Below are 13,993 nucleotides of genomic sequence, written 5' to 3' on the forward strand. Positions count from 1 at the left end.
AATTTGCGTTTATCGCATCCCGTAATTCTTACCTCGTACTATTAATTTATAACACCATTTTCTCGATGGGACAGACCAAAATTCCTTCCGCCCCGGCTTCCTTCAGCTCGTGGATCACCTCCCAAAACTTGTCCTTGTTCAACACGGTGTGTACCGAGCTCCAGTCTTTTTGGGCCAACGGCAGGACAGTGGGACTCCGCATTCCGGGCAGCAAAGCCAAAATATTATCTAATTTTCCGTTCGGGGCGTTCAGCAATACATATTTATAATGTCGCGCTTGTAAGACGGACTGGATACGGAATTGTATTTGCTTCAGAATTTCCCTGCATTCTTTTGATATTTTCGGGGAAACCGCTAGCACGGCCTCACTTTTTAGCATTACCTCTACCTCCTTGAGGTTGTTTTTGAACAAGGTACTCCCACTTGAAACAATATCGCAAATGGCATCGGCCAAGCCGATATTCGGAGCAATCTCAACAGAACCGGTGATGATGTGCAGGTCGGCGTTGACGTCTTTTTCCTTTAGATAGTTCTGAACGGTATTCGGGTATGAAGTAGCAATGCGCTTTCCCTCAAAATCTTGCACTCCGTTGTACGCTACATCCTTGGGTACGGCAAGGGACACCTTACATTTCGAAAAACCTAATTTTTCCGCTATCTCGATATCCTCACCCTTCTCGATCAGCACGTTTTCGCCGATAATGGCTACATCGACCACGCCGTCCCGTAAGTATTGCGGAATATCGCCGTTTCGTAAATAAAAAACCTCCAAAGGAAAATTGCCGGAAGCGGCCTTTAACTGGTCTTTGCCATTATCGATCGATATCCCGCAGTCTTTTAAGATTTGCAGGGAATCTTCGTTCAGGCGTCCGGATTTTTGTATTGCTATTCGTATCATAAGGTTTGTTAATAAAAAAACCCGCTTGATGGCTCAAACGGGTCGTAAAAATATGTGATGGCACTACATACAATTTTACCTCGCTTGGGCGATAGTATAAAAACGATGATGTGCGCTGCTATTGATCATTACAAGGGTAAAATTAAAATTAAATTTCGACTGACCAAATTAATTTTAGTTATTTCCTAAAATCAATGGCAGGCCCGACTCGCCGCTGCCCACAACCACAACCTTTGCATTGGGCGATTGGGAAAGTTTCAAGGTCGCATCGATACCTTTGTCCCGCAGGATTTGATCATTGAGCGAGGCGCTTAAGATTTTGTTGGCATCGGCTTTTCCTTGTGCCTCTATCCGTACCTTTTCGGCCTCTTTTGCCGCAGTGACCAAACGGAATTCATATTCCAAGGATTCCTGTTCTTGCCGTAGCTTGCGTTCGATGGCATCTTTAATGGTTTCGGGCAACGTAACATCGCGCACCAAAATGTCGTTCAATTGAATATACTGGTCGTCCACTATTTTTTGGGTCTCCTCAAAGATCTCTTCCTGAATGGCGTCGCGTTTGCTGGAGTATAGCTGTTCTGGCGTATACCGGCCGACCACGCTCCGGGCCGCGGATCGAATGGCAGGGAGCAGAATCCGCTCCTTGTACGCCTCACTTTTTTCTTGGTGCAGCTTCCCTAGCATCTCGTATTTTGGCTGAAACCAGGCTGAAGCCTCCAACTGGATATCCAGTCCGTTTGAAGAAAGGACCTTCAATTTCTCGAACACCTCTTGTTGGCGCACTTCGTAAACAAAGACCTTGTTCCAAGGCGCTACGATATGAAAGCCTTCCCCCAAGGGAGGTTCATCGGTAACCACCCCACCGCCAAAGGTTTTATATAATACGCCCGCCTCTCCGGATTGAATCGTTACGGCGGATTTAGATATCAAGATGACCAAGACAATAAGTCCGAAAATAATAGGTAATGCAATTTTTGGTAATTTATCCATTGTTGTTTTTAGTTTAGATTAGTCCATTATACTTTCTGATAAACCACTCGGCGGCCAATGCTATAGTGATCAGCGCCAAGAGAATCTGAAAATCGATCAAAGATACGGTATTTTGTTCGCCTTTCTGAACGGGCAGATAGCGGTCGTCTTTTAAAAGCTCGGATAATAGCGTTTCCACTTCGGATGGAAAATAGCTTTTCCCCCCGGTGTTCCGGGCCAAACGTGCCAATTTGGGATAATCCGTCGTAATCAGTTGTTTTTCCACATCGAAATCAAGAATACTAAATCTACCGGATTTGGAAAGGTTTTCATTGCGGACGGATACCGTAAAATCATAATTACCCGGGACCAAGTTGCTTACATCCGATTGGTAATAACTTCCCGTCAACAGCATTGGCATATCCGTCACCGCATCCGTATCGGTATTTTTCAATCGGATGTCGATGCGTGCATTGGGCGAGAAGGTATAGCTTTCATCAAAATAGGTGGCCGCAATCTTGGCGCTTCCGCTACCGGTGTACATTGAATTATACTCCAACGTCAACCGTTCCCGGGAACTGTTGCTGGCCAGATAGCGTACCAATCTGCCGACAAATTCATCGAAATTGGTGAAGTCCCCCTCATTACGAAAACTCTGCATCCGCCATTTCCAGCTATTTTCCCCGAACAGCACGGCCTCCCTTTGGGCGTTGTTTTCAAGAACCGCAAGCAAAGGCTGGTCCAGTTCCGCGCCCCGAATCCGTTGGGTCAAAAGGATATCCCCGGCAGCGTCGAGCTGTATTTCCCCCAAGTTGGCGTTCAGGGGCGGAAAATCCAGTATGGAAAAATCACTGGCATTAAAAATCCTAAATCCCGGGTTTTGCATCGGGAAAACTTCTTCCGCTTGATTGTAACTGTTCCTTGAAAAACTATTTTGCGCCTTGTTCAAAAAATTCCAGTCCGTCTGCGTACCTGTAATAGTGAACAGATTGGAATTTTTATTTTGGATGTAATCGTAAAGAGGATCGAACGATGTATCGGGCTGATACAGAATGAACAGGTCAACACCTTCGTATTTCGCGGAATTCCCGGTCGGCTTCATGATGGTAACCGATCGCTGCTCATTGCTTTCGATCGCTTTCTTCAAAGTCCCGATATCGGGATGCCTCAGATTCGAAACGATGGCCACATCGGTCTTTTCGTCGATAATCTCTACCGCTAGCTGTCGGGAATTGTTTGCTGTATTTCGCTCGTTTGTCAAGGATTCGACGGATACAACGATGTTCTTCAGGCCGACAGAATTGGCGTTCAACAAGGTATTGATCGTTCGGACCTGGTCGGTTTCCGAAAGTTCAATATTCTCCCGAAATACCGTTCTTCCATTAACTGCGACGTTTAAAGTGGACCGTATATCGGTCTTTCCAGAGTAGGATACATAGATTTCTAGGGGATATTTATTGTTTAGGAAGGCATATCTGTTGGCATTGACCTGCGTGACCGCGATATCGTCATAGCGGGTCGTGTCGCCGACGACCACCGGAAAAACGGCCAATTTCCGGTTGCTCTCATAGTACTCGTAATCCCGACCAAAAGTCTGGTTCCCGTCCGTAAACAACACTACGGCAGTGTTTGATGCGGAATGGATATCTTGGATTCCCCTTAAGGCCCCGGAAATATCAGTGCTGTTTTCAGAATATATGGAGTCGACATCAAGGATGCCGTTCCCGTTAACAACCTCACCGTCAAAGGCTCCGTCCATTAATTTCGCCCCGAAGCCATAGCTTACTAAAGTAAAACGATTGCCGAGCTCCTCGCTTTCGGTTATCTCCCTTACCATTTTTTGAATCGTATCACTGGAGGCCGCGACCGAAGTGGACCTGTCGACCAACACGACCAGATCGGCCTTTTCGATACGATACTCGTTCTTGGTGAATTGAGGATTGATCAGCAGCAGCAAGGCCCCGAACAAAGCCAGAAATCGCAAAAAGGACAAAATTATGTATAATCTGCCCTTTCGTCTGACTTTATAGTAGTATTGAAACAGTACCAGACCCAAGGCCACAATGGCAGCGAGGATGATCAAGAGTACTGTTTGAACGTCCATTTTTTTAGTAGTTAGTACTTAGAGTATTGAGTATTAAGTACTAATGAATATTGAGTGGCAAGTACTAAGTAGTGGTCGGGAGATTTTCATTGTAGGGATCATTGTTTTGCAGTGATTCTTTCAGAAATAAACTAATAAACCCATAAACTTATAAACTCAGCTAAGTAAGCATTCCCCCATCGACGTTAAGCACTTGCCCTGTTACGTAAAGGGATAGGTCGGAGGCAAAGAAAAGACAGGCATTGGCGATATCTTCGGGAGACCCGCCCCGTTTTAAGGGAATAGCGTCTCGCCAGCCCTGTACCGTTTTTTCGTCGAGCTTATTGGTCATTTCGGTTTCGATAAACCCAGGGGCGATGGCATTGCACCGGATGTTCCGCGAACCAAGTTCCAGGGCAACGGATTTTGTAAATCCGATCATCCCCGCCTTCGAGGCCGCGTAGTTGGTCTGTCCCGCATTGCCTTTGACCCCGACCACGCTGCTCATATTGATAATCGAGCCGCTGCGCTGTTTCAAGAACGTACGCTGCACCGCCTTGGTCATATTGAAAACGGATTTGAGGTTGGTCTCGATAACGCTATCGAAATCCGCTTCGGTCATACGCATTAGGAGATTGTCTTTCGTGATACCAGCGTTGTTGATGAGCACGTCGATTCCGCCAAAATCCTCCAACACCTTAGCGACCAAGGCGTCGGCCTGTTCAAAACTTGCGGCATCGCTTTGATAGGCCTTTGCGGTTACGCCTTTGCCCTTAAGCGCTTTCTCCAGCTCCAAAGCCGGTTTTTCGCTCGAACTATAGGTAAAAGCCACGTTGGCTCCGTGATCCGCAAATATTTCGGCAATGCCTTTACCGATACCTCGGCTGGCACCGGTTATGATCACATTCTTTCCTGCTAACAATTTCATGGTACGGATATTTTAGTAACCTAGGGCCGGGGGTGTTTAAAGGACAATCACCCTATTTTGGAATTTGGAATTGGTGAATTAAAATTTCACCCTTCCATCACCTCTTTCACCTTCAAGCCGATTTCCGCGGGGGAATCGACCACGTGAATGCCGTGCTCTTTCATGATTTTTTTCTTGGCCTGCGCGGTATCGTCGCTTCCGCCGACAATCGCACCGGCATGGCCCATGGTACGGCCGGCTGGAGCGGTCTCTCCGGCTATAAAGCCGATAATGGGTTTTTTGCTGCCATTAGCTTTGTACCACTTCGCGGCATCGGCCTCCAACTGTCCGCCAATCTCTCCGATCATGACGACGGCTTTCGTTTCGGGGTCGTTGATCAAAAGTTCTACGGCTTCCTTTGTGGTCGTACCGATAATCGGGTCACCACCGATTCCGATGGCCGTCGAAATCCCAAGACCTTGGCGTACTACCTGGTCCGCCGCCTCGTAGGTCAGCGTTCCCGATTTGGAAACGACCCCTACATTACCCTTTTTGAAAACAAAGCCGGGCATGATGCCGACCTTAGCTTCCCCTGGCGTAATCACCCCGGGACAGTTCGGTCCGATCAAACGGCAATCGCGGTCCTTGATATAATCCGCAGCTTTCACCATATCGGCAACGGGAATACCCTCGGTAATCGTAATGATGACCTTGATACCGGAGTTGGCAGCTTCCATGATCGCATCGGCGGCAAAGGCGGGGGGTACGAATATAATGCTCGTGTCGGCACCTACCTCTTTGACCGCTTCGGCCACGGTATTGAAAACCGGCTTGCCCAAATGTTCCTGTCCGCCTTTCCCCGGAGTTACGCCACCAACTACCTGGGTACCGTATTCTATCATCTGTTCGGCATGAAAAGTTCCCTCGCTTCCGGTAAAACCTTGTACGATTATTTTGGAATCCTTATTGACTAATACGCTCATTTGTTATGTTATTGGTTATTTACTGCTTCGACCTAATGCACAAAAATATGGGATTGACCTCGATTTCTAAAGCATTCGGAACTAATTATTCCCCCATATTCTTTAAAATGGCCGGTATTTTTTTCACGTTGGCCAATTGTTTCAATTTTTCGCGGGATTCCTCGATGGGTGTCCCAAAGTAACTTTTACCGCCGGGGACGGATTTTGTAACGCCTGTTTGGCCCATGATGACCGCCCTTTTTCCTATAGTAATTCCGCTCGTCGTCCCTACCTGGCCCCAAAGGGTGACCTCGTCCTCGATAATCACACAGCCTGCAATACCCGTCTGGGAAGCGATCAAGCAGTTTTCTCCAATAACGGTATCGTGGCCGACATGCACCTGGTTATCCAGTTTTGTGCCTCTTTTGATCGTGGTATCCCCCGTCACTCCCCTATCGATTGAGCATAGGGAACCTAATTCGACCCCATCTTCCAAGACCACTCTCCCGCAGGAACTGAGTTTATCGAAACCTTCCGGCCTTTTTTTATAATAGAAAGCGTCGGACCCAAGAACAGTTCCGGAATGGATGATAACGTTGTCTCCTATTACACAGTTGTCGTTTATGGTCACATTGGCATGGATGATGCAATGATTCCCGATGTGTACGTTATTCCCAATGAACACATGGGGCTGAATGACGGTATTCCTACCGATAACGGCGGAGTTCGCAATGGTGCCCAAGGCCTCTTCAAAAGGCTTGAAATAGTGGATCAAGGCGTTGAAATCCCGGAACGGATCGTCGGAAATCAACAAGGCTTTATCGGGCGGACATTCGACCTCTTTATTGATAAGCACCACCGACGCCTTACATTTCAGGGCTTTATCATAGTATTTAGGATGGTCCACGAAAACAATGTCCCCATGCTCCACTACGTGGATTTCGTTCATCCCCAGCACCGGAAAATCATCTGCACCCACATACTCGCAACCGATGATGGTCGCAATCTGCTTTAAGGTATGGGGAACGGGAAGTTTCATTCCTTGACCCTTTCCACGTAGGAACTGCTCGAGGTATCCACCTTGATCTTATCGCCTTCGTTGAGAAAAAGAGGTACGTTTATTTCGGCCCCCGTCTCCACCTTGGCGGGCTTGGTGGCGTTGGTGGCTGTATTGCCCTTTACCCCCGGCTCGGTGTAGGTGATTTCAAGAACTACACTGGCAGGCAGGTCCACGGAGAGGGGCATCGCATCTTCCGTGTTGAACAGAATGGTCACCACTTCCCCCTCCTTTAATAGATCTGGGGTGTCTAGGGCACTCTCTTGAAGTGCAATTTGGTTGTAATCGTCGGTGTTCATAAAATGATACGTCTCACCATCGGCGTACAAAAACTGGTAAGACCGGGTCTCGACCCTTACATCGTCGATCTTGTGACCGGCAGAAAATGTATTCTCCAAGACCTTTCCCGTGGTTACACTTTTCAGTTTGGTTCGCACAAAGGCAGGACCCTTGCCCGGCTTAACGTGCAAAAATTCAATGATTTTATAAATGTCGTCGTTGTAGCGAATACAAAGTCCCTTTCGTATATCTGATGTTGATGCCATGCTAAGGTTTTAAGTTCAACGTTTAAGGTTAAAATGAATTTGAAGATTTGAGCATTGGTCGATTTGAGAATATCGTTTCTTCCTTTCGTCTTTTTGTCAAATTAAGTGTCATACCTATTGTTTTACAGAAATAAAGGTAGAACCATTTTAAAAGTAAAACATCTTAAAATCAGCTATTGCTAAAATATCCTTTCATAATCCCCCGTTGCGAATCACGGATGAACTGCAAGATCTCGTCCCTTTCGGGCGTGGCCTCCATCTCGGCTTCAATGATCTGGGTAGCTTGGGAATTATTATAATTTTTTTGATAGAGGATGCGATAGATGTTCTGGATCTCCCGAATTTTTTCGGATGGAATCCCCCTTCTGCGCAATCCCACGGAGTTTATTCCAACGTAGGATAGCGGTTCCCTAGCTGCCTTGACATAGGGAGGTACATCCTTTCGCACCAAAGAACCGCCGGTAACAAAGGCGTGCTGCCCCACGGACACGAATTGGTGCACGGCAACGAGTCCCGCTAAAATCACGTTATCGCCGACCGTGACATGGCCTGCCAAGGTGGAATTGTTCGAAAAAATACAGTTGTCACCGACGATACAGTCATGGGCAATATGGCAATATGCCATAATCAAGCAATTTTTTCCGATTACCGTCTTATTCCGGTCGGAGGTACCCTTGTGTATAGTCGCGCACTCCCGGATCGTCGTATCGTCTCCGATACTTACCGTGGTATCCTCGCCCCTGTATTTTAAATCTTGGGGCGAGGCGGAAATAACGGCTCCGGGATAGATGTTACAGTTTTTTCCGATGCGGGCCCCTTCCATAATCGTTACGTTGGACCCGATCCAAGTTCCATCGCCAATGGTCACATTGTTGTGAATGGTCGTAAAGGGCTCGACCACCACTTTTTTAGAGATTTTGGCGCCCGGATGGATGTAGGCCAACGGTTGGTTCATATCATTTCTTTTTGACGATTTGGGCCATCATTTCCGCTTCACACACAAGTTTATTATTGGCATAGGCGTAGGCCTGCATGTGGCAAATGCCCCGGCGAATAGGCGAAATCAAGCTACAATGGAATATAAGGGTATCGCCCGGAAGCACTTTCTGCTTGAACTTCACATTATCGATCTTCATGAACAGGGTGAGGTAGTTCTCGGGATCCGGTATCGTGCTCAGCACCAGTATTCCGCCGGTCTGGGCCATGGCCTCCACCTGAAGCACGCCCGGCATTACCGGGGCGTCGGGGAAATGGCCTACGAAGAACGGTTCGTTCATCGTCACGTTCTTCATACCGACAACGTGGGTGTCGGAAAGTTCCAGAATACGATCGATAAGAAGAAACGGGGGGCGGTGTGGCAACATCGCCATAATCTGATGGATGTCCATCAACGGCGGTTGGTCCAAATCATACTGGGGCACCTTGTTCCGTTTTTCGAGCTTGATAATATTGGAAAGTTTTTTGGCAAACTGGGTGTTCACATAGTGCCCCGGTTTGTTGGCGATGACCTTGCCACGGATACGGGCCCCGGCCAAGGCCAGGTCGCCAACTACATCCAAGAGCTTGTGTCGCGCTGCTTCGTTGGGTTGGTGCAGGGTCAGGTTGTCTAGAATACCGTTGGGTTTTACCGATAGCTTTTTCTTGTCGAAGGCATCCTCCAACTTCTTCATGGTGCTTTCGGAAATTTCTTTATCCACATAAACGATGGCATTGTTCAGATCGCCCCCCTTGATGAGCCCATTTTCCAGCAGGGTCTCCAGTTCATGAAGGAAACTGAAAGTGCGGGCATACGCGATCTCATCCTTGAACTCGGATAGGTCGTTCAAGGTAGCATTCTGAGTGCCCAAGACCTTCGTGCCAAAATCGACCATGGTGGTCACCTGATATCTATCCGCGGGAATTACCGTGATTTCACTACCGCTCTCCTCATCCTTATAAGTGATTACATCCTTTACGATATATTCTTCGCGATCTGCATCCTGTTCCCTGGAACCCGCGATTTCAAGACCTTCCACGAAATATTTGGCCGACCCGTCCATTATAGGAGGTTCGGGAGCGTCCAACTCGATCAGTACATTATCGATTTCCATACCGACAAGCGCCGCAAGTACATGTTCGGAAGTCTGAATTTTAACTCCCTTTTTTTCTAGATTGGTACCCCTTTGGGTGTTGACTACGTATTTGGCATCGGCTTCAATGACGGGTTCTCCCTCGAGATCGACGCGTTTGAAAGCATAGCCATGATTTACGGGTGCGGGTACGAATTTCATGGTCACGTCGGCACCGGTGTGAAGGCCGACACCTTTTAATATGACCTCTTTATTAATGGTTCTCTGTTTCATTTGTCAATTGGGAAATTCAAACTTCTTTCGATTGGACCGTATTTTTTTCAAGTTCATCGAGACGATTCGACATTTTCGGAAGGTTTTTAAAGAGTACATACGATTTATTGTAATCGCCGTAATTTAATGCTGGAGACCCCTGAAGTACCTCACCGCTCTTGACGTTGCGCCCAATACCGGACTGCGCCTGTATCTTTACGTTGTCACCGATCGTGATATGGCCTACAATACCTACCTGCCCCCCGATCATACATCGCTTTCCGATTTTGGCCGACCCGGCGATTCCAGTCTGGGCGGCAATCACCGTATGCTCCCCGATTTCTACGTTATGGGCGATCTGGATCTGATTATCTAGCTTGACCCCTTTCCGCAAGATGGTCGAGCCTAAGGTGGCGCGGTCGATGGTCGTACCGGCACCTACATCGACATCGTCCTCTAAAATAACGTTTCCGGTCTGGGGGACTTTTTGGAATTCGCCGTCGTTATTTGGACTAAATCCGAAACCGTCCGCCCCGATCACGACCCCGCTGTGTATAATGCAGTTTTTTCCGATAACCGATTCGGAGTAGATCTTGGCTCCGGCGAAAACGATAACGTTATCGGCAATCTTCACGTTGTCGCCGATATAAACGTTGGGATAGATTTTTACGTTGTCACCAAGGGTGACATTGTTACCGAGGTAAGAAAAAGCCCCTAGATATACCTCAGTACCATAGGTTACATTTTCCGAGCGATAGATGGGTTGCTCGATTCCCGTTTTGTTGTTCTTTACCTGATTGTAATATTCCAAAATGCGCGAAAACGATTTGTAGGCGTCATCAACTCTGATCAGGGTAGTGTTCAAAGACTGCTCGGGAACAAAATCTTTATTGACAATCGTAATGGAGGCCTTAGTGGAATAAATATAGGAAGTATATTTGGGATTGGCCAAAAAGGTCAAAGCTCCCTTTTCGCCTTCCTCGATTTTGGATAATTTGTGAACGGCTATATCGGGATCACCATTAAGATCACCATCTAAGATACCCGCAATTTGACCAGCCGTAAACACCATGGGTGCAAAAGTAAGAAAAATAGTTAATGCTTTTAGCCTTTAGGATAGCACACGTAATTTTTGACAACTTTTTTGGATAGTGCCTTCAGGTTCAGCTGGTCGGAGGCCTTGGCAACATCGATCAGTTTCCCGTTTTTCTTTAGGATGTCAATATTCTGATGTCGCTGATCGTAGGCCTGGTTTTCTATCCGACCCCCGAAAACAAAGTAGCGGGCCTCGTGCTCCGTGAGCCCATGTTTTTTTGCGAATTTCATAACATACTGTTGTAAACGCATCTCGTCGACAGGCTTTTTCCTGAGCTTAATCTTGAGCAGACGACGATTGATAATCATGCCGCTCAAATGCGAAAGCACAAAGTCAGGATGGTCTTGCCAGGTTTTTAAGGCGGACAGGATGTCGGTATCGTCGAGTTTGGCGAAGGTATGGAGTATAGTTCGATCGAAATCGTCGCGGTTGATCTTATGAGTCATAAAAAATCGCAGCGGTTCGCTGCAGGGCAAGGCATCGCCGTCCGCAGTGAGTTCTTTGGCACGCTTCAAAGTCCTAATCAACAGCTGTTCGGCGACGATACCTGTTTTATGAAGGTAGACCTGCCAGTACATAAAACGCCGAGCCATCAAAAATTTTTCTACGGAATAAATACCTTTCTGCTGTACCACCAAACGGCCATCGACCACGTTCAGCATCGTAATGAGGCGTTCGGCGTTGATGTTGCCCTCGGCGACGCCGGTATAAAAACTGTCCCGCTTCAGGTAGTCCATCCGATCCATGTCGAGCTGACTGGATACCAATTGATTTAAAAATAGTTTTTTATGCCGCCCTCTGAAAATTTCGATGGCCATTGTTAAACTTCCGTTAAACTTGTCGTTCAATGCCTGCATGAACTCCAGCGAAATCTGCTCGTGATTCGTGCCCGAGACAATACTGTGCTCCATAGCGTGGGAAAACGGTCCATGTCCGATATCGTGCAGGAGAATGGCGGCATAAAGCCCCGTTTCTTCCTCCTCCGTAATTTCGACGGCTTTCAATCGGAGTACCTGAACCGCCTCTTGCATGAGATGCATACAACCTAGGGCGTGGTGAAATCGGGTATGATGCGCCCCCGGGTAGACCAAGTACGAAAGTCCCATTTGCGAAATCCGTCGTAAGCGTTGAAAGTACGGTTCACCGATCAGCTCGAAAATCAAGGGATCGGGAATGGCAATAAATCCGTAAATTGGATCATTGAAGATTTTTAACTTTGTAGCTTTTTTCAAGAGGGCATCCTTTTTTAAACTATTCTCCGGAATCAAAGTTAGTAATTGAGTTTATAAAATTATGGGATTATTAGTTTATCATTGCCTCTAGCTCGCCACACCATAACTCAAGGCGCTTAGTATTCTCATTCACTAACCCACTAATCCCCTAACTCCTAACCCCTTTTCAAACCATGAATAACATCACCATCCTCTGGGCCGACGACGAAATCGATCTTTTAAAGCCCCATATTATTTTTTTACAGGGAAAGAACTACGATGTTATTACCTGTCAAAGCGGACAGGAAGCTTTGGAGGAAATTCGAAAATCTCAAGTGGACATTGTTTTTTTGGATGAAAACATGCCCGGAATTTCCGGCTTGGAAACCCTCAACGAAATCAAGGTCCTTGACGCCTCGCTTCCCGTGGTGATGATTACCAAAAGTGAAGAGGAGTTTATTATGGAGGAAGCCATCGGTTCCAAGATTGCCGATTACCTGATCAAACCGGTCAATCCCAACCAAATATTATTATCCCTTAAAAAAAACCTCGACCACTCCCGGTTGGTATCCGAAAAGACGACCGCCAACTATCAACAGGAATTCCGGAAAATCGCGATGGACCTCTCCATGGTCAATTCCGTTACCGAGTGGACGGAACTCTATAAAAAACTGATCTATTGGGAACTGCGCCTGGAGGATATCGAGGACAGTGGTATGTTCGAAATCCTTGAATCCCAAAAAGCCGAAGCCAACAACCACTTCGGGAAATTCGTCGATAAAAATTATAAGGACTGGTTTGATGGCGATGGTCCGGTAATGTCACACACCCTCTTTAGGGAATGGATCGCCCCCGAAATCGGCGACACCCCTACCCTACTCGTGGTCATCGATAACCTGCGCTATGACCAATGGTACGCCTTCGAGGATACCATTGGGTCTTTTTATAAAAAAAACAGGGAAGCGTCCTATTTTAGTATCTTGCCCACCGCGACGCAGTACGCCCGCAACGCCATATTTTCGGGACTCACACCTTCGGATATGGAAAAACGCTATCCCGACTGGTGGAAAAACGACACCGACGAAGGCGGTAAAAACCTGTTCGAGGACAAATTTCTCGGTGCACAGATCAAGCGATTGGGACTCGACATCCAATGGGAATACCATAAAATCAGCAGCCTGCGGCAAGGGAAACAGCTTTCGCAAAACTTTAAATCCCAAAAGGACAATGACCTGACCGTCATCGTTTACAATTTCGTGGACATGCTGAGCCACTCGAAGACCGAGATGGAAGTCATCAAGGAACTGGCGCGCAACGATAAAGCTTATCGTTCGTTGACCCAAAGCTGGTTCAAGAATTCCCCTTTGCTAGAAATCCTACAACAAGCGCAGCAACTCGGCATGAAACTAATTATCACCACCGACCACGGCACCATCAACGTCAAACAGCCCTCAAAGGTCATCGGAGATAAGGAAACCAGTCTCAACCTGCGCTACAAGACCGGTCGCAGCCTCACCTACGAGGAGAAAGACGTGCTAGCCGCCCCGGATCCGGCGCTGATTCATCTGCCCCGCATTAACGTGAGCAGCTCCTTTATTTTCGCCAAGAACGACCTGTTCTTCGCATACCCAAACAACTACAACCATTACGTCAGCTACTATCGCAACACCTATCAGCACGGTGGGGTATCGCTGGAAGAGATGATCATTCCGTTTGTAGTGCTGTCGCCGCGGTGAGCCTAGAGTTTCTTACCTTCGACGCTTCACCCTGAAAATTCTCAAATTGAAATTTAGATGTGGGTTCAAAAACCCCGGCCGATTGCCTATTTTTGGACCCGCCGTCGATAGAGATGATGAGCGCCGCGCAACCATTCAACTCGAAAGAAAAGGTCATGGAAAAGGCATACAATAAGTTCCGAATACACGTCCAAAAAAAATAGTTACT

12 protein-coding genes are annotated in these 13,993 nt (G+C 47.2%); 1 reads left to right on the forward strand and 11 read right to left on the reverse strand.

Annotated elements, in window-relative coordinates:
* Positions 1 to 46: 46 nt before the first annotated feature.
* The 11 genes from hisG to RQM65_RS18275 form a co-directional block, all read right to left on the reverse strand.
* The gene (gene hisG / locus RQM65_RS18225; protein ID WP_314017068.1) at positions 47 to 898 is read right to left on the reverse strand and encodes an ATP phosphoribosyltransferase; all 852 of its coding nucleotides are present in this window, start codon (positions 896 to 898) and stop codon (positions 47 to 49) included.
* A gap of 174 nt (positions 899 to 1,072) precedes the next feature.
* Positions 1,073 to 1,888: a prohibitin family protein gene (locus RQM65_RS18230; protein ID WP_314017070.1), complete on the reverse strand. Its 816-nt coding sequence runs from the start codon at positions 1,886 to 1,888 to the stop codon at positions 1,073 to 1,075.
* A gap of 13 nt (positions 1,889 to 1,901) precedes the next feature.
* On the reverse strand, positions 1,902 to 3,971 hold the full coding sequence (locus RQM65_RS18235; RefSeq protein ID WP_314017071.1) for a vWA domain-containing protein: 2,070 nt from the start codon (positions 3,969 to 3,971) through the stop codon (positions 1,902 to 1,904).
* Between the two features lie 160 nt (positions 3,972 to 4,131).
* Positions 4,132 to 4,878 (reverse strand): 3-oxoacyl-[acyl-carrier-protein] reductase, encoded by a 747-nt coding sequence (gene fabG, locus RQM65_RS18240; RefSeq protein WP_314017072.1) that lies wholly within the window; start codon positions 4,876 to 4,878, stop codon positions 4,132 to 4,134.
* An 86-nt stretch (positions 4,879 to 4,964) separates the two neighbouring features.
* Entirely contained in the window at positions 4,965 to 5,840 is an 876-nt protein-coding gene (gene sucD, locus RQM65_RS18245) for a succinate--CoA ligase subunit alpha (RefSeq protein WP_314017074.1), read from the reverse strand.
* Between the two features lie 85 nt (positions 5,841 to 5,925).
* Entirely contained in the window at positions 5,926 to 6,858 is a 933-nt protein-coding gene (locus tag RQM65_RS18250) for a UDP-3-O-(3-hydroxymyristoyl)glucosamine N-acyltransferase (protein WP_314017077.1), read from the reverse strand.
* Positions 6,855 to 7,421 carry an elongation factor P gene (gene efp / locus RQM65_RS18255; RefSeq protein WP_314017078.1) on the reverse strand — a complete coding sequence of 189 codons (567 nt, stop codon included), beginning with the start codon at positions 7,419 to 7,421 and terminating at the stop codon, positions 6,855 to 6,857. Before efp ends, RQM65_RS18250 begins: the two co-directional genes overlap by 4 nt.
* A 169-nt stretch (positions 7,422 to 7,590) precedes the next feature.
* The gene (gene lpxA / locus RQM65_RS18260) at positions 7,591 to 8,376 is read right to left on the reverse strand and encodes an acyl-ACP--UDP-N-acetylglucosamine O-acyltransferase (protein ID WP_314017080.1); all 786 of its coding nucleotides are present in this window, start codon (positions 8,374 to 8,376) and stop codon (positions 7,591 to 7,593) included.
* Position 8,377: 1 nt separating this feature from the next.
* The gene (locus RQM65_RS18265) at positions 8,378 to 9,763 is read right to left on the reverse strand and encodes a bifunctional UDP-3-O-[3-hydroxymyristoyl] N-acetylglucosamine deacetylase/3-hydroxyacyl-ACP dehydratase (protein WP_314017082.1); all 1,386 of its coding nucleotides are present in this window, start codon (positions 9,761 to 9,763) and stop codon (positions 8,378 to 8,380) included.
* 16 nt (positions 9,764 to 9,779) lie between these two features.
* Entirely contained in the window at positions 9,780 to 10,814 is a 1,035-nt protein-coding gene (lpxD, locus tag RQM65_RS18270; protein ID WP_314017084.1) for a UDP-3-O-(3-hydroxymyristoyl)glucosamine N-acyltransferase, read from the reverse strand.
* A 32-nt stretch (positions 10,815 to 10,846) separates the two neighbouring features.
* Positions 10,847 to 12,070: an HD domain-containing protein gene (locus RQM65_RS18275; RefSeq protein ID WP_314017085.1), complete on the reverse strand. Its 1,224-nt coding sequence runs from the start codon at positions 12,068 to 12,070 to the stop codon at positions 10,847 to 10,849.
* 173 nt (positions 12,071 to 12,243) lie between these two features.
* On the opposite strand from RQM65_RS18275, the gene porX reads away from it, so the two are divergent.
* Positions 12,244 to 13,785 (forward strand): T9SS response regulator signal transducer PorX, encoded by a 1,542-nt coding sequence (gene porX, locus RQM65_RS18280; protein ID WP_314017087.1) that lies wholly within the window; start codon positions 12,244 to 12,246, stop codon positions 13,783 to 13,785.
* The last annotated feature ends 208 nt before the right edge of the window (positions 13,786 to 13,993 follow it).

It is taken from the genome of Pricia mediterranea, from assembly GCF_032248455.1.
Classification (GTDB): domain Bacteria; phylum Bacteroidota; class Bacteroidia; order Flavobacteriales; family Flavobacteriaceae; genus Pricia; species Pricia mediterranea.